Source organism: Pontixanthobacter luteolus (assembly GCF_947494915.1).
Lineage (GTDB): Bacteria > Pseudomonadota > Alphaproteobacteria > Sphingomonadales > Sphingomonadaceae > Pontixanthobacter > Pontixanthobacter luteolus.
On sequence record NZ_CANLWR010000002.1, the window covers coordinates 188,358 to 209,188 of the forward strand.

The window sequence follows — 20,831 nt, forward strand, 5'->3', positions numbered from 1 at the left end:
TTAAACTACCCCTTGAACACCACAGTGCGCTGACCATTCAGCAGCACCCTCTCCTCGAGATGCAATCGCACCGCTTCTGCCAGCACGCGGTTTTCGATATCACGGCCCTTGCGTACCAGATCATCGGGACTGTCCGCATGGCTGATGCTTTCGGCATCCTGATGGATGATCGGCCCTTCGTCGAGGTCGGTGGTTACGTAATGCGCCGTCGCCCCGATCATCTTCACGCCGCGTGCGTGCGCCTGATGATACGGTTTCGCGCCTTTGAAGCCCGGCAGAAAGCTGTGATGGATGTTTATGCAGCGCCCCGAAAAATACGCAGCCTGCCGGTCCGACAAAATCTGCATATACCGCGCCAAAACGATCAGCTCCGCGTCTGTTTCATCTGCGATGGCGCGAACCTGCGCTTCCTGTTCATCCTTCGTATCTCGCGTGATTGGCAGATGATGGAACGGGACGTCGCCGATATCGGTATGGCTGATGGCTTCGCGGGGGTGATTGGAAACGATTGCCACAGGATCCATCGCCAGCTCCCCGATCCGCCAGCGGTAGAGCAGACTTGCAAGGCAATGGTCGAACTTGCTCACCATCAACATGACCCGGCGCGGGCGCGAACGGCTCGCGATTTTCCAGTCCATCTCTTGCCGCAAAGCGAAAGCGGCAAACCCCGCGCGCAAGGCATCTGCCGACGCACCTGCGGGATTGAAAGCGATACGCATGAAGAACGCGTCGCTTTCACGGTCGTTGAATTGCTGCGCCTCCAGAATGTTGCAGCCATGTTCGAACAAGAAGCCGGTGACATTGGCGGTAATGCCCGGCCGGTCCGGGCATGACAGGGTGAGGATCAGCGCATCGGACATTTTACCGCCGCGTCAGCGCCTCTTCACTTTGCGTCATCAGCTTTTGCATGATGTCGGCGACAGGCTCTTCAGCCTTGAGCATCCCGACGGACTGTCCGGCCATGATGGACCCGTTTTCGACATCGCCGTCGATCACCGCACGGCGCAGGGCGCCTGCCCAGTAATGTTCGATCTGCAGCTGCGCCTCGGCCATTTCGACCGTGCCTTCATCCAGCAATTTCGCGACTTCGATCTGTTTGGCGGTGAACTCTTCGGTTCCCTTGTTCTTCAGCGCACGCACCGGGATTACCGGCAGTCGCGGATCGACCTGCACACTGGTGATCGCGTCGCGGGCGTTTGCCCGGAAAAAGGCCTTCTTGAAGTTTTCATGCGCGATGCTTTCTGCCGCACAGGCGAACCGGGTGCCCAGCTGCACACCGACCGCGCCCATTTCGAGATAGCCCGCAATCGCCTGCCCTCGCCCGATACCTCCGGCGACAAATACGAGGTGGTCTTCCGACAGTTCGGGCAGAAATTCCTGCGCGAGCACGCTGGTTGAAACCGGCCCGATGTGGCCGCCAGCCTCCATCCCTTCGATAACCAACGCATCGCCGCCGCTACGAAGCAGCTTTTTCGCCAAAGCCAGGGTCGGCGCAAACACGATAACTTTCGCGCCGAACGCCTTGATCGCTTCGACGCTGCCTTTCGGAGGAATGCCGCCAGCCAGAACAACATGGCCAACACCGTGCTTGCCGCAAACTTCGATCAAATCGAATAGCTGGGGGTGCATGGTGATCAGGTTCACGCCGAAGGGCTTGCCGGTCAGCTTTTTCGTTTCGGCTATTTCAGTGTCGAGCAGGTCCGGCGTCATTGCGCCGCAGGCAATCACGCCAAACCCCCCTGCATTGCTGATCGCCGAAACGAGATTGCGCTCACTCACCCAGCTCATCGCGCCGCACATGATTGCGTATTCGCTGCCAAGGAAATCTGTGCCGCGCTTCATCAGGCGCATTGTCTTTGGAAAATCGCTCATCCGCCGCGCTTAGATGCCGCTGCGGCACCCGGCAAGAGGGGGATGCGCCGCAGTCGGCGCACGGACCGGCTTGTGTCGGCGGAACCTTGTCTCTCGCCCGCCATTGAGAAACCATAGAACAAAATAAAAGGCTGGGGTCGAAGCATGATCGCATGATCGCTTTTTACGATCATGGTGACAGGACTTAACAGCTTCCCTCGATTGAACAGGAAGCGTAGTCTGAAAGCATAAATGCCAGATAACGGAGGATGTACGATGGATATCAAGACTGGACAAATGAGCGGCGGCTGTCCCTTTACAGGCGACAACAGCGTTCGGAGCCTGCTTGGCCGCACCAACAAGGATTGGTGGCCAGATGCACTGCAGCTGGAGATTCTGGCGCAGGGCGGCAAATCTGCCGATCCGATGGGCGATGATTTCAATTACGCCGAAGCTTTCAACGCACTCGACTACAATGCGCTGAAAGCCGACCTGACTGCATTGATGACAGACAGCCAGGATTGGTGGCCGGCGGATTACGGCCACTACGGCCCTTTCTTTATCCGCATGGCGTGGCACGCAGCCGGCACATATCGCACAGGCGACGGCCGCGGTGGCTCCTCCAGCGGGCAGCAGCGTTTTGCCCCGCTGAACAGCTGGCCGGATAACGGGAACCTCGACAAGGCGCGCCGCCTGCTGTGGCCGGTCAAACAGAAATACGGCAAGCACATCAGCTGGGCCGACCTGTTCATTCTGACCGGCAACGTCGCGATTGAAAGCATGGGCGGACCGGTATTCGGTTTCGGCGGAGGCCGCGAAGACGTGTTCGAGCCGGAAACGGTCTACTGGGGCACCGAAGAACTGTGGGTCGATCAGGGCGCTGAAACACGCATCCTGCCCGATGAAGGCAAGGCGCTGGATAACCCGCTTGCCGCGATCCAGATGGGTCTGATCTACGTCAATCCAGAAGGTCCGGGCGGAAATCCGCACGATGCTGAGGGTATGGCGCGCGACATGCGCGAAACATTCTCTCGCATGGCGATGAATGATGAGGAAACCGTCGCGCTGACAGCGGGCGGCCACGCCTTCGGCAAATGCCACGGTGCTGTTCCGCCTGATCAGCTTTCCGGCAGCCCCGAAGGCGGCGCGCTGGAAATGCAGGGCTTCGGCTGGGCAACAGACAAGGCGCAGATCGCCGAAGGGCACATCACCACTTCGGGTATCGAAGGTGCATGGACACCCAACCCAACACAGTGGGGCGGCGATTATTTCCGCCTGCTGTTCAAGTATGATTACGAGCTGACCAAGAGCCCGGCGGGTGCCCATCAGTGGACCCCGATCAACCCAGAAGAAGCAGACATGGCACCTGATGCCCGCGACCCGAACAAAAAGGTCCCGACCATCATGACCACCGCCGATATGGCGCTGAAGCGCGATCCGGAATATCGCAAGATTTCCGAACGTTTCCTCAACGACCAGGCTGCTCTCGACGATGCGTTTGCCCGCGCATGGTTCAAGCTGTGTCACCGCGATATGGGGCCGAAAACCCGCTATCTCGGACCGGAAGTACCGGAGGAAACGCTGATCTGGCAGGACCCTGTACCGGCCGGTAGCAAGCCTGCGGACGCCGCAGTCTCAGACTTCCAGTCCGCCATACTGAACAGCGGCCTTTCGGTTAGCGAGCTCGTCAAAGCAGCATGGGCATCGGCATCGACATACCGCAATTCCGACCACCGCGGTGGATCGAATGGTGCGCGCGTCCGTCTGGCACCGCAAAACGGTTGGGCTGCAAACGATCCGGAAGAACTTTCCAAAGTTCTCTCGAAAATCGACGAGCTTCGCGGCGACCTTTCCATGGCTGACGCAATCGTCGCTGCAGGTAACGCAGCGGTCGAAAAAGCTGCCAAGGATGCCGGGTTCAACGTGAGCGTGCCGTTCACCGGCGGCCGTGGCGATGCGGGTGACGAGCACACCGATGCGGAAAGCTTCGAGCCGCTTGAACCGTTCGCCGATGGTTTCCGCAACTATCTGCGAACCAAAGCGACAGTGAAGACTGAGGATATGCTGGTAGACAAAGCAAATCTGCTGGGTCTGAGCATGCCGGAAATGACGGTTCTGCTTGGCGGTATGCGTGCTCTGGGTGCCAATAGCGGCAACACCAAGCACGGCGTTCTTACAGAGCGTGCCGGCCAGCTGACCAATGACTTCTTTGTCAATCTGCTCGACATGGCCACCGAATGGAAAGTGGTCGACACGAGCGGAGACGAAGAGTTCATCGGCAGCGATCGCAAATCGGGCGAAGAGAAATGGCGTGCAACCCGCACCGACCTGGTCTTCGGATCGAATTCGCAGTTGCGCGCCGTGGCTGAAGTCTACGCAGAAAACGGCAACGAGCAGAAGTTCGTCAACGACTTTGTCTCTGCATGGACGAAGATCATGAACAACGGGCTGTTCGGCATCGCCTGATCACGGCCCCCTCTGACCCCAGAGGGTCGCAAGGAGCCTCCCCTCACGATGTGCGGGGAGGCTTTTTTGTGCACTTGCGTGATAAAATCAAAACCAGCCGCCATCCTTGAGCGGAGCGACGTTCGCGCGGGACACCGGGGCTTCCAGTCCCCCGCGAAGAATCAGACGGACATTGCGCCCGTCCCGCTGCACATTTTCCACCGCACCGCGCGCCACCCACCAGCTTCTGTGGACCTGCTCGCCCTCCAGGCCATCCAGTTCGGAAACCGCGTCCCGCATCCGCATCAGAATCAGATCAGACCCCAGCGCAGTATGCGCGCGGACATAATGATCTTCCATTTCCAGAGCGATCAACTGAGTCCCCAGTTCTGGCGGCAACCGGTCCAGAAAGCGCGGGGCAGTGCCTTGCTCCAATGTATCGAAGCCATGTGCCGGAGAACCTGATTGCTGCGCAGAACCACGGGGCAATGTTTTTGCCGAATTGCGATTGCCGCGCTCGATCAGCTGAAACAGCACGGTAATTGCAGCACCGATGATCAGAACATTGAAATAGGCAGACAGCGCCTGTTCGCCGGTCGGGAAAGGCACGGGGTCGGGCCAGAAACCGATGCACCAGATAATCGCGGCCAGCGGGATCGTGGCGATCAGCGTTCCGGCGATCCACAATCCGGTCCGAGGCAATTGCAGCTTTCGCTCGAACACGTTCACGAACCATCCGATGGGCGCGTATGCGGCATAGCCGACATAGGCGAACAGCAACCAGCTGCCGAGACGAACCGCCAATGGTGCGCTGGCGCTGCCAAAGGGCCCGATCAGGGCCAGCACCACGCCGATCACGGTCATGATCGACAGGTCGATCAGCAATCTCCGCGTCATCCGCGCGCTCAAGCCAGGGTTCACTTGCGTCATCAATTGCAATTCCTAGCGTCCATTCGCGCTTCGTAAAGTGGCAAGCGCCGCTGCAAACGCACTGTTCACGAACAAACCGGCCCGGCCGCGCAGCATCGATTGCGGCCACCATGCATGCAGTCACAATGGCCTCCGAACTCATGAATACGGAGGATTAAATGACTACCGCAGCCGTTCCGCTATCCAAGCGCCCGCCCGCATCGGGTTTCGATATTGGGCCTGCTCTTCGCGCGTTTGTCCTGCTAGCCGGCGGGACGCTGAGCCTGCTTGCCATTATCGCTTTGGCCCGCAGCTTTTCCGGGGTCGCTCCGGACCATTCGCATATGCGGGATTTGGCGATCCTGATCCATGTGGGGAGCGTTGTGCCGGCGATACCTCTGGGCGCCTACCTGCTGCTCGCCCGCAAAGGCGGTGCGCGTCACAAACGGCTTGGCAAGATCTGGCTTGCACTGATGGTTACCACTGCATGCGCCGCGATATTCATCAAGACCAGCGGTAGCTTCAGCCCCATTCACATCTTCATTCCGATGACCCTGTTCGCGTCCTACAAGGTGATTTCCAGTGCCCGCAAAGGAGACTTCAGGTCACACCGAATCCACATTCTCTCGCTTTATCTCGGCGCGCTGACGATCCCCGGAATTGTGGCATTCGCGGTACCGGGCCGGATGATGAACGTGCTTCTGCTGTGGTGAGCGCTGCAAAACAGCAGTCAGTCACCGTAGTGGATCTGGACCTTGCTCGCTGCATCGCGTGCAATGCGGCGGGCATCGTCAGCCGACCCCGCGCACGCAAGCGCGACGCCCATCCTTCGGTAGGGGCGCGAAGTAGGCTTGCCGAACAATCGGATATCGCCGCCGCCCGCCATCGCTGCATCCAGCCCGCTATAGCTAATGCGGTCACTCTCTCGGTCCGCCAGAATAACCGCCGATGCCGATGGGCGCGCGCGGATCGTTTCCGGCACCGGCAGGCCCATGATTGCCCGTGCGTGCAGGTCGAATTCGGTCAGGTTCTGGCTAAGCAGTGTCACCATGCCGGTGTCGTGCGGGCGCGGTGACAGTTCGGAAAAGATGACCTCTTCCCCTTTGACGAAGAATTCGACGCCGAACAGGCCCCATCCCCTGCCCCCGCCAGCAAGATCCCCAACAACCTTGGAGGCCATTTCCTGCGCAGCGGCAATCGCAGCGTCAGACATTTCGGCAGGCTGCCAACTTTCCTGATAGTCGCCGCGTTCCTGACGGTGGCCAATCGGCGGGCAGAACGAAATGCCACCCTTGTGGCGCACGGTCAGCAAGGTGATTTCGTAGTCGAAATCGATGAATTGCTCCACGATAACGCGCTGACGATCGCCGCGCATATTGGCCACGGCATAGTCCCAGGCATCTGCCAGACCGGCTTCGCCATCGACTTTGCTCTGTCCTTTGCCTGATGACGACATCACCGGCTTGATTACGCATGGGAAACCCGTGATCGCAGCGGCCGCCTCCACCTCTTCGAAATTCTTGGCGTATCGATAGGTGCTGGTTTTGAGGCCCAGTTCCTGTGCTGCGACATCGCGGATTGCATCGCGGTTCATCGTCAGCTGGGTGGCCCGGGCAGAGGGCACGATATTGACCCCGTCCTCTTCCAGCCGGGCGAGCACTTCGGTGCGGATTGCCTCGATTTCCGGCACCACATAATCGGGCTGGTGTCTTTCGACAGCCTCGCCCAGCTTTTCACCGTCGAGCATGGAGAAGACCTCCCTTGCATCGGAAACCTGCATCGCCGGCGCGTTGTCATACGCGTCGCAGGCAATGACATAGGCGCCCAGCCGTTTTGCAGAGATTGCGAATTCGCGGCCGAGCTCGCCTGAGCCGAGAAGCATGATTTTGGCAGTGAAGGTCATGCAGATTGTCTAACCAAGATATTGCGCGACCGCGAGTCCCTTGAAGGCTCGGCTTTACCCCAATGCAAGCCCGAGCTGTACAGGATGCGGCGCCCGCGCCTTGGCCAGAAACAGCGCCAGTTCCGCTTCGCGTATGGTCGTATCGACGCATCCCCCGATACCGACAACGCCGGACCGCGCCGAAACGGGGAAACCGTGCCAATCTATTTCTTTCGACAGCCGCCCCAGCTGGTACTCGACATCCTCCGCTATCCGCTTTGCCCGTTCCTCCATGTCGTGCGGCATCAGAACCACGAAGGTGCCGCCGCCGCTTCGCGCCAGAATATGGTCTTGCCGCAAAACCTTCCGCAGGAATTTCGCGACGGCGGACAGCACGACATCTCCCGCTCGCTGGCCGTGGGTGATGTTGATCGACTTGAAGTGATCGATTGCCAGCATCGCCATCGAGCCACCCGATTGGCGTTGAACCAGATGTTGCAACATCGAAACGAATGCGCCGCGGTTCGCCAGGCCGGTCAACGGATCTGTCATCGATTTGACGAACAGGCGGTCCTCAAGCTCGCGCCGATCAGTGATGCAGCGAAGCACGCCAAGAGCGCCGTAGACCCATCCCGTCCGGTCGAAAGCGGGTGTCAGCTTGAGCGAGAACCACTGCCGCTCACCGAAATTATCGCGCAGGCGGAATTCAACCGGTTTGTCGGGCGTGATCCCGCCCAATGCGAGAGCGAGGCTGCGGCGAACCTCCTTCTCGTGGCGCGGCTCCACCAGATCGGTCAGATGCGGTCCGATGAGCATCGCCCCCGGATCAACCCCAACCCGCATCATCCCCGGCGAACAGTGAAGTATGAAACCATCGCCGTCTGTCTTGAAGAAAATATCCTGTGTTGAATGAGAAAGTAGATCATATAGCTGCGACCCCTCTTTGAGGGTGAAGTTACTTGCCATCGCCCGATTGCCCCCGAACAATAATTACGATGAAAGCTTTGATATGTCGTGTGCTTGATATCCGAAAATAAACAAACTCGCGACGATTTCGCAATTAGGAAAGTAAACTTTGTAAACTTACTAACTTTACTTACGAATCGCTTTCCAATTTGTTTACCATAATTTCAGGAATTGGGACTCGGAATCTCGAACCGGTCAAAGCTCGACCATTATCCGGACTTTGTCGGCACTGGTTCCGAAGGCTTCCGCAATCTCTTCGCGGCTTCGGGCCAAGATGTCCGGCAATCCAGAGCGATCCTTCTCGGCGCTCAATTTTTCAAGCGGCGCGTCGAACAGTTCAGCAAGCTGACCTATGCGCCGCCCCCGGGGACGCGCACGGCCATGCTCCCACGACCATATCGTGGCCTTGGTAACCTCAAGCTCTTTCGCGACCTGCTCCATGGTCAAACGGTTTTCCAGGCGCAGGCGCTTCAGACGCGCCCCGAAGGATTCGCCAACACTTTCGGGGGCTTCGTCTTCTGCGCGATCCGGTTCGCTACGGAGCTGCGCAGCGCTTAGCGCCGCTTCCGAAATGGGTTCCTTGAAGCGGCAGCCGTAGAACTGGTCACTTTCCCAGACGATTTCGGCCTGAACGGGCACGCCCTCCGGCAAGGCGACCGCGATTACTTCGCCGATTTCGAGCGCCGTTTCGCTCTCGATCAACAGCCCGGTGCGCGATGCATTGTGGATCGTAACGCTCGCATCCGCCCCATCCGATCGTTCACCGCCGGCCTGCAGGCGCAAGGTACGGCGCGGCTCGCCTCGTCTGCTCGCAACGCCGCGCTGGCCGCCGCGCTGTTCGTCGAAATGGGCAGCAATCGCCATCATGGTCCTTTCAGTTGAAAGAACCCGATCGTCCGTTGACGGTTAAGTTTCAGTTAGCGCGCAGGCCGCGCTTCGACGGGCCGTGCTGGTTTGCCGTCAGAAAGGGGCAGACCGTCAGGCGGCCTCGTCTTCTGCATCAAGGCCATAGGCCGTGTGCAGGACGCGAACCGCCAGCTCGGTTTCATCTTCATCGATCAGGACGCTGACCTTGATCTCCGATGTGGTGATCGCCTGGATATTGATGCCGCGGTCAGCCAGCGCCTTGAACATCGTGCTGGCGACGCCCGCGTGGCTTTTCATCCCTACGCCGACAACGCTGATCTTGGCGATGTGGTCGTCGGTGATGATGCGGTTGAAACCGATGTCGCTGCGCTTGTCCTCCAGCAGTGCCTGCGCCCTCGGGAGATCGGCTTGCGGCACGGTGAAGGTCACGTCGGTCTCTCCCTTGTCGCGGCCGACGTTCTGAATGATCATGTCGACATTGATCGATGCCTGCGCCAGCGGCTGGAAAATGTGCGCCACCGCACCGGGCTTGTCGGGCACGCGCGTCAGGATGATCTTCGCTTCATTCTTGTCATGTGCGATGCCGGTTACATGCTGGCGTTCCATATCGCTGTCCTTCAAGATTTCTTCCATCTCCTCGTCGGAGACTATCAATGTGCCGGGCAATTCGTCTGCCGGTGTCGCATCGTCATCGATAAAGCTGGAGAGCACCTGAACGCGCACGCCTTCTTTCATCGCCAGACCGACCGAGCGGGTCTGCAACACTTTCGCACCAACCGATGCGAGTTCTAGCATTTCCTCGTAGGTTACCGCCTTCTGCTTGCGTGCCTTGGCAACGATGCGCGGGTCGGTCGTGTAAACTCCGTCGACATCGGTGTAGATATCGCAGCGATCGGCCTTCAGCGCAGCGGCAACTGCTACTGCCGATGTATCGGACCCGCCTCTGCCGAGGGTGGTGATACGGCCATCTTCGGAAATACCCTGAAACCCGGGGATCACGGCGATTTCCCCGCGCTGCATGGACGCGACCACCTCTGGCGCATCAATGCAGTCGATTCGCGCCTTCGCATGCGCTTCGATCGTCTGGATCGGCATCTGCCAGCCAAGCCAGCTTCGCGCCTTGCAGCCAAGTGATTGCAGTGTCAGCGCCAGCAGACCCGACGTGACCTGTTCACCGCTGGCGACGACTACGTCATATTCCGCCGGATCATATAGCGGGTTGGCTTCGCGGCAGAAATTGACCAGCCGGTCAGTCTCGCCCGCCATCGCCGAAACCACCACCGCGACCTCGTGCCCGGCGGCCTGCTGGCGGCGCACGATATTGGCCACGCGGCGAATGCGTTCGGTGCCGGCCATCGAAGTGCCGCCGAATTTCATCACGATGCGTGCCAAGCGATTGGTCTCCCTGCTTCTGGCGCTAGCCTTTGCGCGCTGTTACGAAGGCTGCATGAGTGATGCAACAGCAACCGACCAAACGAAATCTTCAGCCGCCTCAAATTCGGGCGTAACCATCCGGCCGGAAGAAGCGGAACATTTCGGCAAGCTGGCGGAGGATTGGTGGAATCCGCATGGTTCGTCCGCGATGCTGCACAAGCTCAATCCCGTGCGGCTCAAATTCATTCGCGAGGCGATCGATGTGCATTGGGGCGGCGATATCGAAAGCGTGAAGCCGCTGGCTGGCAAGACCGCACTCGATGTCGGCTGCGGGGCTGGCCTTCTGTGCGAACCGCTGGCCCGCCTCGGCGCGCAAGTGACCGGCGTGGATGCCGCGCCGGAAAACGCGCTGGCAGCGGCTGCCCATGCCGACGGGGCGGGCCTCGACATCCGCTATATCGCCGGTGAAATCGGTGATCAGAATATCGGCCAGTTCGATCTGGTAACCTGCCTGGAAGTGATCGAACATGTCGCCGACAAGGCCGGCTTCCTTGCCCAGCTGAAATCCCGGCTGAAACCGGGCGGACTTATGATCCTGTCGACACCCAACCGCACGGCGGCATCGCGGATTCTCCTGGTGCAAGGGGCCGAAGCAATTGGCGCGGTCCCGCGCGGAACGCATCACTGGGGCGATTTCATCACACCGGAAGAACTTGGCAGCCTGCTTGAAGCGATCGGTCTGACGATGGGCGAACCGACCGGGATCGCCTTCAGCCCCGCGCACGGGCTCCACCTGTCGGGCGAGCTTGGCCTCAATTACATCGCCGCCGTTAATCATCGCCAGGTCGCTCACAGCGATTAGATGACGCGCTCTGCCTGATCGGCATCGGGTACCCAGCAAGCATCGCGTTTGCCGAACATGCGATACCGATTGCGTGCGACCATCCCGTACAGCCAGTCGCGGGCCATGCGCGGTATCAGCTTGCCGGTCATCGCGATCTTCCACGGCCATCCCAGCCGGCTCCAGATATGGATTACCGCATCGCTGTTCATCAGCATCCTCCCGCGATCGAACACTACGAAGCTGTCCGGGTCGGCCGGATCAAGGCCGGCACGCCGCATCAATGCAGCACCGGTTTCGCCCTGCATGGCTGCAAGGCGGAACACACCCTTCCGGTCATGCCTCAGCATGAACTGCGCATTGGCAGAGCACAGCACGCACACCCCGTCGAAAACGATCACCGGATGCCGCGCCAGCAATGCGTCGATATCGCTCATCGCTTCACCGCCGGGATTCCATCGCCGGCGGTTTCAGAAATGCCGTTTCAGCGCCAATCCGCGCGCTCAGGAAAAGACTGCTGACCATTCGTCTTCCTTGAAACCGACCAGCAGCCCGGCCCCGCCATTGGTGTCCGCATCATATTCGGCCACGGGGCGTTTGATCATGCTGGGATGCTCAGCCATCAGTTCGACAGCCTTGGTCAGGTCAATATCCTGTTTGTCTGCATCATCCAGCTTGCGAAAGGTGGTGCCGCGCTTGTTCAATAGCACTTCCCATCCGGCCTGATCGGCCCAGCGTGCCAGCCTGTCCGGATCGGCGCCCTCTTTCTTGTAGTCGTGAAACGCATAGTCGACATTATTCGCCTCCAGCCATTTGCGCGCTTTCTTGACGGTGTCGCAATTGGGGATGCCATAGATTTTTATCATAACTTTCTGGATTTCCTGGTTATTGCTATTTCGAGACGATTCATCGCGCAAGTCCGTATGCCGTAGAACTACGGCGGTTGTGCAAGCTAATTGAAAAAAAGACGGACGGACAGCTAACGACCCGATAGCGAACATCCGAGGGCCGGGGGTGACTGCGGGTTACGTGCCTGTTAGGTGAGACCGCTAATGACGATCGGAAGTCGATCGGCCTTCAGGAGAGTATGCATGCTTTTTCACACCATGGTCGGATCGAACGACATTGAGCGATCCAAGCGCTTCTACGACACGGTGCTCGGCACCTTGGGTGCAGGGGAAGGGACGCGGAACATCGCCGACAGCGGCCATACCCGCCTGATCTATAATAACGGCAACGGAACCAACTTCATCGTCAGCCAGCCGATCAACGACGAACCGGCAAGCATCGCCAACGGCAGCACAGTCGCCTTTTCCTGCGACTCGCCCGAGCAGGTGAAGCAGCTTCACGTTAGCGCCGTTGCCGCTGGCGGAACCTCGATCGAAGCTCCGCCCGGACCGCGCGAAACTGCCTCCATGGGCACCATCGAACTGGCCTATTTTCGTGATCCCGACGGCAACAAACTGTGCGGAATTCATTTTCCTGCCTGATCCGTCCGGCACGGGTCTGCTTCTAAAACCAGCGGACTTCGATCATGCGATCCCGCGAATGCCCGCTTTCCACCCGATAATCGGACATTCGCGGGTTCATAAAAGTTCGCCAAAAGCGGCTGTTTAGCGCGCTTCTCAGTCTATAGCCCCTGCTACTTGCTCGCAATTGGGGATGCCGTGGGGCTGGATGGTCACAGGAAAACTCCTACAGGATGGAACACATGGAACACGGTCCATGAGGGCTAAATAACGCCGCCTTTGAATAGCTTGATTGCGGCGCGCTTACAAAAATGCCGCGTCCGCCAGACCTCCTGCCAGACGCCTAGCCCGAACAGCAAATGTAGGACAGCCTATCGCGGCGCGAGATGTGCATCTGCAATCGCCACCGCGAGGGCATCGGCGGCATCGGCGCCTGCAATCTGCGCGCCGGGCAGCAGCACCCTGAGCATCGCCTGCACCTGCGACTTGTCTGCCGAGCCGGTGCCGACAACTGCCTTCTTCACCTTGCGCGCAGCGTGTTCGTTTACGCCCAGTCCGGCCGTGCCGCAGGATGCCAGTATCGCGCCGCGCGCCTGGGCCAGCTTGAGGGTCGATTGCGGGTTCTTGTTGACGAACACTTCTTCGGCGGCAGCGCGGTCGGGCGCGTATTCGGCAATCACCGCCGCGAGGCCGGAGTGCAAATCCGCCAGACGCTGCGCCATCGGCGTGTTGACGCCGGTCTTGATCTGGCCGTTTGCGATATGGCTGATGCGCGATCCCTCGGTCCGGATCACGCCCCAGCCGGTACAGCTGAGCGAGGGATCGAGACCGAGGATGATCATGCGCGGCAGACCCGGGATCAAGCCTGGTCGAGCTTCTCCATCACCTCGTCGGAGATTTCGTAATTGCCCCACACCGTCTGGACATCGTCATCATCATCCAGAGTGTCGATCAGCTTGAGCAGAGTGCTGGCACCTTGTTCGTCCATGTCGACGGTCAGGTTGGGTTTCCATGCCAGCTTCACTTCCTTCGCTTCGCCAAGCGACTTTTCAAGGCTCGCGGCTACTTCGTGGAGGTCTTCGGCGGCGGTCCAGATTTCATGCCCGTCTTCGGAGGACTGAATATCGTCTGCACCCGCTTCGAGCGCGGCTTCGAGCACCTTTTCCTCATCGCCGGCATCAGCCGCATATTCGATGTAACCAAGCCGTTCGAAACCATGCGCAACCGAACCTTCGGTGCCCAGATTTCCGCCATTCTTGGAAAATGCCGTGCGCACTGCGGTTGCGGTGCGGTTGCGATTGTCGGTCAGCGCCTCGACGATGATCGCGCTGCCGCCCGGGCCATAGCCTTCGTAGCGGACTTCTTCGTAATTATCGCCATCGCCGGCGGTCGCCTTGTCGATTGCGCGCTGGATATTGTCCTTCGGCATCGACTGCGCTTTGGCAGTGTTCACCGCCAGCCGCAGGCGCGGGTTCATGTCCGGATCGGGCGTGCCCATCTTGGCCGCAACCGTGATTTCACGGCTCAGCTTTGAAAACAGGTTGGACCGTTTCTTGTCCTGCGCACCTTTGCGGTGCATGATATTCTTGAATTTGGAATGGCCTGCCATGGGTACGCCTAAAAATTAATGGAATCTATGGCACGGGCATTAGCCGTATGAACAGCGAAACCACAAGCCTTGTTGAGGCAAAATCCGCGCGTGAGGAATGGACCGCCTACCTCGCATTCCTGAAGCGCCCGGCCCTTCCCGCCCGCGCTGCCGGATTTGGCCAATCTTCGCTGGCCGCGACCCTGCGGCTGCTTGCGCTCGACCTGTCGGTAATGGGCACGCTGATCCTGCTGGCGATCATGGCGATCAGCGGCGGATTTGTCCCTCCGTCAAATGCGCTGGCGGAACTCGACTGGAACATGCTGACCATCATCGGGGTGGTGGTGCTGGCGCCTGTGCTGGAGGAATTGGGGTTTCGCAGCTGGCTTTCCGGCAGGCCGGGCGCGCTTGTCAGCCTGCCGCTGGCAATTGCAGGGATCGCCGCCTTCCAGGCCTTGAACGGGCAATCGTCATTGCTGGCCGCCGGGCTTTTGATCGCGGCTGTGCTGGGCGCGGTGATAGCCGCCGTGCTGCTTCGCAAGAAACACGCTTATCGCTGGTTCGGCGCTCTGTTTCCGGCACTCTTCTGGCTGAGCACGGCAGCCTTCGCGCTGGTGCACCTGCTGAATTATACGGAAGGTTCGCTGGCCATGCTGCTGCCGCTGGTCATCCCGCAATTCATCAGCGGTTCGATATTCGGTTTTGCCCGCGTTCAATACGGCCTGTGGTCCAGCATCCTGCTGCATATGTTGCATAATGGCGCGCTGGTTCTGGTGGTGGTCACCGCAGGCAAGCTGGGTGGCTGACGGCAGACATCAGGCGGCAGGCGTCAGACCTTTACCGCAGTGCCGCTGGCACTGACCATCAGCATCGATCCGGTGTCGCCGATCACTTCGTAATCGAGGTCCACCCCGACCACGGCATTGCCGCCCAATGCGCCGCATTCGGCCTGCAATTCCTCGATCGCCTGCCTGCGCGCATCGCTGAGGATGCGTTCATAGCTGCCCGAACGGCCGCCCACGATATCGCGGATATTGGCAAACAGATCGCGAAACAGGTTCGCGCCGACGATAACCTCGCCGGTCACGATCCCGAGATATTGCTGGATCGGCTGCCCCTCCAGCGTCGGTGTGGTTGACACGGTTATTCCGCGCGCATCTTTCCAGGGGCCTGCCATTGCTGTTTCCTCTTTGCCTTTTCAGTGTGTTATATGCATAACACGCCAGAGGAATTATTCAAGGCCAAGCGCAGCCTTGTAGGTATCGAGGACCATTTCCATTTCGCTGCGATCATTGGGTTCCATTTTACGCAGGCGAACCACCTGGCGCATGATTTTCGGATCGTAACCGACAGCCTTCGCCTCGGCATAAACATCACGGATGTCGTCGGCGATGCCCTTCTTTTCTTCTTCGAGGCGCTCGATACGCTCAATCAGCAGGCGCAGGCGGTCGTCGGTGGCATCAGCCATAATCAAAACTCCAGTATGAAATGAGAATCAGTTGGCCATGCTGATAGCGGCGCGGCGCGCGGGGGTGAAGGCCGGGCGGGATCAATTCACGGCTTAATTTCAGATGCGGTTCTTCGCCACGCTCGCTTGCATGGCGGCGATCTGCTCATCGGTTGCAGGTGTCTGGTGCGCAGCCTTCCATTCGTCCATCGGCATACCGTGGATCAGCTCGCGCGCGGCAGACTTGTCCCCCTCGAAACCGGCATCCATGATCCAGTCGGCCAGGCAGTTGCGGCAAAATCCGGACAGGCCCATCAGGTCGATATTCTGCGCGTCGTGGCGGTGCTGCAGATGCTGCACCAGCCGCCGGAACGCCTGGGCCGCAACCGCGTCAGGCAATTGATCCAGTTTTGCAGATGCATCGGCGGGCGAATTCGTATCCATTGCGTGGTCCCTCACGTTTCGACCTTGAGTTGCAACACGGCTCTGGCATAGCCGTATGCCATGAACAAGATCGACCCGAAATGGCTCAACCCGCGAGGCCGCAAGGTCAAGATCCTGGCAACCGTCGGCCCCGCCAGCCGCGATCCGGAAATGCTGGAACGTCTGGTGCGCGCAGGGGTCGATGCCTTCCGCGTCAATATGAGCCACGGCGAACATGCCGACCACGGCGAGACAATCGACGAAATCCGCAAGCTTGAAAAACAGCTGGGCCGCCCGATTGCGATTTTCTGCGACCTGCAGGGGCCCAAGCTGCGCGTCGGCAAATTCAAGGACGGCAGGGCCGTGATCCGCCATTCGGGCCACTTCACGCTCGACCGGAACCCCGAGCCGGGCGATGAAACCCGCGTCCAGCTACCGCATCCCGAATTGTTCGGCCTGCTGGAAAAAGGCCAGCGGCTGCTGATCAATGACGGCAAGATCCGCCTGAGAGTCATCCGTGCCGACGAGGACGCGATCCTGTGTTCGGCAGAGGTCGGCGGGGTCATTTCCGATCGCAAGGGCGTGAATGTGCCCGATGCAGAAATTCCCATTCCCGCGCTGACCGAGAAAGACCGCAAGGATCTCGCCTTCGCAGTTCAGAAGGGGGCCGACTGGATCGGCCTGTCCTTCGTGCAGCGCCCGGAAGATCTGGCCGAAGCGCGCAAGCTGATGGGCGGATACGGCGCGCTGTGCGCCAAGATCGAAAAACCGATGGCCGTGCGCCGGCTCGATGAAATTATCGAAATGTCGGACGGGGTGATGGTCGCGCGCGGCGATCTGGGGGTCGAACTCAACCCCGAGGAAGTTCCCCCGCTGCAAAAGCAGATCGTCAACAAGACCCGCATCGCAGGCAAGCCGGTGATCGTGGCAACGCAGATGCTGGAAAGCATGATCGAAAGCCCCGCACCGACCCGCGCCGAAGTGTCCGACGTCGCCAATGCGGTTTACGACGGCGCCGATGCAGTCATGCTGAGCGCGGAAACCGCCGCCGGCGATTGGCCTGAAGAAGCGGTTGCGATCATGGATCGGATTTCCGCTCAGGTCGAACGCGATGAAGCCTATCTCGACCGGGTGCGCTTCCTCGACACGCCGCCCGATCGAACCACGGCTGACGCGCTCAGCCATGCCTGCATGACCATCGCAGACACAGTCAACATCGCCGCGATCACCGTGTTCACCGGCAGCGGCAGCACCGCACGCCGCGTTGCGCGCGAACGCCCCAGCGTGCCCATGCTGGTGCTGACCCCGTCGCAGCGCACCGCCCGCCGCCTCGCCCTGCTATGGGGCGCGCACGCGGTCGCGACGAAGGATATCGGCAGCTTTGAAGAAATGATCGCCAAGGGCAAACGGATGGCGCTGCGCCATGGTTTCGGCGAAGCGGGAAGCAAGCTGATCGCGCTCGCCGGGGTTCCCTTCGGCACACCGGGCAGCACCAATTTGCTGCACATCGTAACGCTGGCGGGTGACGAGCTGGACAAGCACCAAGGCTAGCAGAAAAGCGCCTCGGCAAGCGTCCACCGCGGGCCGCCCGTTACCCGCGGCCGCAACGGCCGATTGACTTAGCCCCAGGAAAGTCCACCATTGCGATCGGGGGCGCTATTGGGGGGCGGCCCATCGCATATGACAGGAAACCGCCGCGTGTAGTCGGCCTCGCCGGTGCACTTATCGTCAGCGTCAACGGCGTGATCGGATCGGGCATATTTGCGCTGCCTGCGCTCTTGTTTGCCAGCGCAGGTGCATTTTCACCTTTCGCAATCCTGATTTTCGCATGCCTTTACGGCAGCGTTCTGGCCGTGATCGCCAAGCTTTCGACCGTATTCCGGCAATCTGGCGGGCCGCAATTATACGCTGAACATGCCTTTGGTCAGATGATCGGCTTCCAGATCGGCTGGTTCAGCCTGGCGGCCAACATGGCCGGCGCAGCTGCGAACTTTCATGTGCTGGTATCCTATCTGGCAGCCATTTTTCCATTTTTTGAAGACCCTTCCGTGCGGCTGGCCACGATCGCAATGTTGGTCGGCTTCTTCACTGCCCTCAGCATCAGCGGAACTGCCCGATCGATTGGGGCGATCGCAGTCGGCACATTCCTCAAACTTGCTCCGATCATTCTTTTGACGGTTATCGGCTTTATCCAAAGCGGAGTTCCAACCGACGTAACCCTTCCGAGATTTTCCGAATTTGAATCCATTGCACTGCTGCTCGCATTTGCGTTCTCCGGTGCGGATGTCGCGGTCGCGGCGGCTGGAGAGGCCAAGGAACCGCGCAAAATGCTGATGCGCGCGCTGTTCATCAATCTGGCCGGCGTGGCGATATTCTATGCCCTGATCCAGATGGCATACAGCGCTGTCGCACCCGACCCCAATGCCATTGACAGCCCGCTTGCCGCGATGGGCGACAAATTGCTCGGCCCCTCGGGCAGTCTGATGATCAGCCTCGCGGCAATCTTTTCCGTCGCGACATACCAGTTGAACGTTTTCGTGGTTATCCCGCGCATCGCTTACGGCATGGCACGGCGCGGATTGCTGCCCCATGTCTTTGCCTATGTCTCGCCAAGGTTTCAGACTCCGGCTGCCGCGATTGGCGCATACGGAGCGATCATTGCGGTACTGGCACTGTCCGGAAGCTTCACCTTGCTCGCCGTGCTCGTGGTGAGTGTGGAGCAGCTCATCAATATCGCTGTTATCGGCGCTCTATTCGTGATGTGGAAACGCAATGATGCAGGCCTGAGAGAGGCCATGGACCTGCGATGGGCGATCATTGTCGCCGTCGCAATTGGATATATCGCCTGGCTGCTGTCGCTGTTGTCGCTGGAATCCGCGCTTCACATGATGGGCATGTTGGCGATTGGGCTTGGCCTCTATGCCCTGTCCCGGCGCGCCGGGGTGCGTCAGGACGGGATTGATCTGCCGGAAGGGCGTGCCTCGCGGCCAATGCGAGCCCTCAGCCCGGGTTGAGAGCGGCCCCCAACGCGGCAGCGGCGGCTGCGTCGAAATATTCGCGCAGCGCGGTAATCTTGCCGTCTTCAACATCGGCGACCACGCAGACCATCAGGTCAAGCTGTGCCCCGCCGCCGAATGTTGCCAAGACGCGGTGTTCTTCGACAAAGCCGGTTTCGGTTGCAGAGCGAACCGCATCTTCATAGCGGAAATCTGGCGCAGCATTTTTCACTGCCAGCGCGAAATGCAGGATCGCTTCCAAATCCATTTCCGGCCCACCATTCTGGCTGCCGGTCATATCTCCGGCGCAAAGCTGCCGTGCGGCCTCAGCATCACCTGCGGCGAAGGCTTCAAACAGGGCCTTTGCGATATCCGCGTTGTTCATCCCGCCGCCCGCTCCAGCCGGCGCCGGGCTACATCTTCGCCCAGAACCGGCAACAGCTCACCCATGTCAGGGCCGGAATTCTGCCCGGTCAGTGCCTGGCGCAAAGGCAGGAACAGTGCCTTGCCCTTGCGCCCGGTCTTTTCCTTCAGTGCGCCGGTCAGCGCGTGCCATGGATCATCGCCGGAAAAGTCGAGCACTTGCGCAGCCTGCGCCAGATATTCGCGATCTTCGTCTGAAAACTCTGGCAGATCAATCGGTCCGGTCACGATTTTCCAGTAATCCTGCGCCCCGCCGACAGTTTCCAGATTGGGGCGGATCGCATGCCATGCATCTTCGCCCATCCCTTCGGGAAGCCGGTCCTTCACTTCCGAATAATCCATCTGGTGAACCATTGCGGTGTTGATCCGATCCAGTTCGGCATCGTCGAATTTGGCCGGCGCGCGGCCAAAGGTTTCCAGGTCGAAGCTGTTGAGCAGTTCCTGCTGGTCGCGGATCGGTTCCACGGGCAGTGAGGTGCCGAGGCGGGCGAGCAGCGCGATGATCGCATCGGGTTCGATCCCGCGTTCGCGAAACGCATCGCATCCCAGCGAGCCGAGCCGTTTGGACAGCTTGCCTTCACGGCCCACCAGCAGCGCCTCGTGCGCGAAATGGGGGCACGCATCGTGAACCGGGCAGGTATCGTGATCCAGACCGACTGCGTGCAGGGCATCGAACATCTGCTTCTGAACCGCAGTGTTGGATACGTGATCTTCCCCGCGCAGAACATCTGTGATGCCCATTTCGATGTCATCCACCGCGCTGGGCAGCATATAAAGCCAGCTTCCGTCGGCGCGCCGGATCACCGGATCGGACAGCTGCGCCGCATCGAATTTCTGCGGCCCGCGAACGCCGTCTTCCCAATCGATGATCTCTTCATGGTCGAGTTTGAAGCGCCAATGGGGGCTGATCCCCTCTGCTTCCTTCGCAGCGCGGTCTTCATCCGTAAGCTTCAGCGCGGCTCGGTCGTAAATCGGCGGCTTGCCGCGCCCCAGCTGGATCTTGCGCTTCAGCTCGAGTTCTTGCGCTGTTTCATATGCCGGATAGACATGGCCGGCTGCTTTCAGTTTCTCGAACGCCGCCTCGTACCGGTCCAGCCGCAGCGACTGGCGCTCTTCGCCGTCCGGCTCGATACCCAGCCATGCCAGATCGGCGCGGATCGCATCGACATATTCTTCTTTCGATCGCTCCGCATCGGTATCATCGATCCGCAGCAGGAACTTGCCGAAATTCTTCCTCGCCAGCATCCAGTTATGCAGCGCGGTGCGGATGTTTCCGACGTGAAGGCGGCCCGTAGGCGAAGGGGCAAAGCGGGTGATCGTGGTCATGTAGGCGCGGTTAGCCTGTGCAGG

23 protein-coding genes are annotated in these 20,831 nt (G+C 59.8%); 7 read left to right on the plus strand and 16 right to left on the minus strand.

The window, feature by feature from the left end; translation table 11 throughout:
• Positions 1-5: 5 nt before the first annotated feature.
• On the minus strand, positions 6-860 hold the full coding sequence (purU, locus tag PO778_RS09760; protein WP_271439494.1) for a formyltetrahydrofolate deformylase: 855 nt from the start codon (positions 858-860) through the stop codon (positions 6-8).
• Position 861: 1 nt separating this feature from the next.
• Entirely contained in the window at positions 862-1,872 is a 1,011-nt protein-coding gene (locus PO778_RS09765) for an NAD(P)H-dependent flavin oxidoreductase (RefSeq protein WP_271439495.1), read from the minus strand.
• 255 nt (positions 1,873-2,127) lie between these two features.
• On the opposite strand from PO778_RS09765, the gene katG reads away from it, so the two are divergent.
• Complete coding sequence (gene katG, locus PO778_RS09770; RefSeq protein WP_160731398.1) at positions 2,128-4,317, plus strand: catalase/peroxidase HPI; 2,190 nt, start codon at positions 2,128-2,130, stop codon at positions 4,315-4,317.
• A gap of 87 nt (positions 4,318-4,404) precedes the next feature.
• On the opposite strand, the gene PO778_RS09775 is transcribed toward katG, so the two are convergent.
• Positions 4,405-5,193: a LytTR family DNA-binding domain-containing protein gene (locus tag PO778_RS09775; protein WP_271439496.1), complete on the minus strand. Its 789-nt coding sequence runs from the start codon at positions 5,191-5,193 to the stop codon at positions 4,405-4,407.
• A gap of 191 nt (positions 5,194-5,384) precedes the next feature.
• Here PO778_RS09775 and PO778_RS09780 point away from each other — a divergent pair, with 191 nt between their 5' ends.
• The gene (locus PO778_RS09780; protein WP_271439497.1) at positions 5,385-5,918 is read left to right on the plus strand and encodes a DUF2306 domain-containing protein; all 534 of its coding nucleotides are present in this window, start codon (positions 5,385-5,387) and stop codon (positions 5,916-5,918) included.
• A gap of 17 nt (positions 5,919-5,935) precedes the next feature.
• Here PO778_RS09780 and purT read toward each other — a convergent pair whose 3' ends face one another.
• The 4 genes from purT to PO778_RS09800 all read right to left on the minus strand — a co-directional run bounded on the left by purT (position 5,936) and on the right by PO778_RS09800 (position 10,312).
• On the minus strand, positions 5,936-7,108 hold the full coding sequence (gene purT, locus PO778_RS09785) for a formate-dependent phosphoribosylglycinamide formyltransferase (RefSeq protein WP_271439498.1): 1,173 nt from the start codon (positions 7,106-7,108) through the stop codon (positions 5,936-5,938).
• Between the two features lie 54 nt (positions 7,109-7,162).
• Positions 7,163-8,053 carry a sensor domain-containing diguanylate cyclase gene (locus tag PO778_RS09790; RefSeq protein WP_271439499.1) on the minus strand — a complete coding sequence of 297 codons (891 nt, stop codon included), beginning with the start codon at positions 8,051-8,053 and terminating at the stop codon, positions 7,163-7,165.
• A 195-nt stretch (positions 8,054-8,248) separates the two neighbouring features.
• Positions 8,249-8,920, minus strand: a complete 672-nt coding sequence (locus PO778_RS09795) for a helix-turn-helix domain-containing protein (protein ID WP_271439500.1) — start codon at positions 8,918-8,920, stop codon at positions 8,249-8,251.
• A 111-nt stretch (positions 8,921-9,031) separates the two neighbouring features.
• Positions 9,032-10,312 carry an aspartate kinase gene (locus tag PO778_RS09800; protein ID WP_160731393.1) on the minus strand — a complete coding sequence of 427 codons (1,281 nt, stop codon included), beginning with the start codon at positions 10,310-10,312 and terminating at the stop codon, positions 9,032-9,034.
• Positions 10,313-10,367: 55 nt separating this feature from the next.
• Here PO778_RS09800 and ubiG point away from each other — a divergent pair, with 55 nt between their 5' ends.
• Entirely contained in the window at positions 10,368-11,156 is a 789-nt protein-coding gene (gene ubiG / locus PO778_RS09805; RefSeq protein ID WP_271439501.1) for a bifunctional 2-polyprenyl-6-hydroxyphenol methylase/3-demethylubiquinol 3-O-methyltransferase UbiG, read from the plus strand.
• On the opposite strand, the gene PO778_RS09810 is transcribed toward ubiG, so the two are convergent.
• Both PO778_RS09810 and PO778_RS09815 read right to left on the minus strand, forming a co-directional pair.
• The gene (locus PO778_RS09810; protein WP_271439502.1) at positions 11,153-11,572 is read right to left on the minus strand and encodes a thiol-disulfide oxidoreductase DCC family protein; all 420 of its coding nucleotides are present in this window, start codon (positions 11,570-11,572) and stop codon (positions 11,153-11,155) included. The genes ubiG and PO778_RS09810 overlap by 4 nt on opposite strands.
• A 66-nt stretch (positions 11,573-11,638) precedes the next feature.
• Positions 11,639-12,001: an ArsC family reductase gene (locus PO778_RS09815; protein ID WP_271439503.1), complete on the minus strand. Its 363-nt coding sequence runs from the start codon at positions 11,999-12,001 to the stop codon at positions 11,639-11,641.
• Between the two features lie 225 nt (positions 12,002-12,226).
• Here PO778_RS09815 and PO778_RS09820 point away from each other — a divergent pair, with 225 nt between their 5' ends.
• On the plus strand, positions 12,227-12,625 hold the full coding sequence (locus PO778_RS09820) for a VOC family protein (protein ID WP_271439504.1): 399 nt from the start codon (positions 12,227-12,229) through the stop codon (positions 12,623-12,625).
• Between the two features lie 350 nt (positions 12,626-12,975).
• On the opposite strand, the gene ruvC is transcribed toward PO778_RS09820, so the two are convergent.
• Positions 12,976-13,446 (minus strand): crossover junction endodeoxyribonuclease RuvC, encoded by a 471-nt coding sequence (gene ruvC / locus PO778_RS09825; RefSeq protein ID WP_271439505.1) that lies wholly within the window; start codon positions 13,444-13,446, stop codon positions 12,976-12,978.
• Between the two features lie 17 nt (positions 13,447-13,463).
• Positions 13,464-14,213, minus strand: coding sequence for a YebC/PmpR family DNA-binding transcriptional regulator (locus PO778_RS09830; protein WP_271439506.1), 750 nt, complete (start codon positions 14,211-14,213; stop codon positions 13,464-13,466).
• Positions 14,214-14,260: 47 nt separating this feature from the next.
• Between PO778_RS09830 and PO778_RS09835 the strand changes: the two genes are divergently transcribed.
• Positions 14,261-14,998 (plus strand): CPBP family glutamic-type intramembrane protease, encoded by a 738-nt coding sequence (locus PO778_RS09835; RefSeq protein WP_271439507.1) that lies wholly within the window; start codon positions 14,261-14,263, stop codon positions 14,996-14,998.
• 23 nt (positions 14,999-15,021) lie between these two features.
• On the opposite strand, the gene PO778_RS09840 is transcribed toward PO778_RS09835, so the two are convergent.
• The 3 genes from PO778_RS09840 to PO778_RS09850 all read right to left on the minus strand — a co-directional run bounded on the left by PO778_RS09840 (position 15,022) and on the right by PO778_RS09850 (position 16,083).
• A complete protein-coding gene (locus PO778_RS09840; RefSeq protein ID WP_271439508.1) occupies positions 15,022-15,369 on the minus strand; it encodes a heavy metal-binding domain-containing protein in 348 nt (115 codons plus the stop codon).
• Positions 15,370-15,423: 54 nt separating this feature from the next.
• A complete protein-coding gene (locus PO778_RS09845) occupies positions 15,424-15,660 on the minus strand; it encodes a DUF2312 domain-containing protein (protein WP_160731386.1) in 237 nt (78 codons plus the stop codon).
• A 99-nt stretch (positions 15,661-15,759) separates the two neighbouring features.
• Complete coding sequence (locus PO778_RS09850) at positions 15,760-16,083, minus strand: DUF1244 domain-containing protein (protein ID WP_271439509.1); 324 nt, start codon at positions 16,081-16,083, stop codon at positions 15,760-15,762.
• A gap of 60 nt (positions 16,084-16,143) precedes the next feature.
• Here PO778_RS09850 and pyk point away from each other — a divergent pair, with 60 nt between their 5' ends.
• Complete coding sequence (gene pyk / locus PO778_RS09855; RefSeq protein ID WP_271439510.1) at positions 16,144-17,613, plus strand: pyruvate kinase; 1,470 nt, start codon at positions 16,144-16,146, stop codon at positions 17,611-17,613.
• Between the two features lie 173 nt (positions 17,614-17,786).
• Positions 17,787-19,076, plus strand: a complete 1,290-nt coding sequence (locus tag PO778_RS09860; protein WP_500048871.1) for an APC family permease — start codon at positions 17,787-17,789, stop codon at positions 19,074-19,076.
• Here PO778_RS09860 and PO778_RS09865 read toward each other — a convergent pair.
• Positions 19,063-19,443 (minus strand): nuclear transport factor 2 family protein, encoded by a 381-nt coding sequence (locus PO778_RS09865; RefSeq protein WP_271439511.1) that lies wholly within the window; start codon positions 19,441-19,443, stop codon positions 19,063-19,065. The genes PO778_RS09860 and PO778_RS09865 overlap by 14 nt on opposite strands.
• Positions 19,440-20,807: a glutamate--tRNA ligase gene (gltX, locus tag PO778_RS09870; protein ID WP_271439512.1), complete on the minus strand. Its 1,368-nt coding sequence runs from the start codon at positions 20,805-20,807 to the stop codon at positions 19,440-19,442. The genes PO778_RS09865 and gltX overlap by 4 nt, the downstream gene beginning before the upstream one ends.
• Positions 20,808-20,831: the final 24 nt, after the last annotated feature.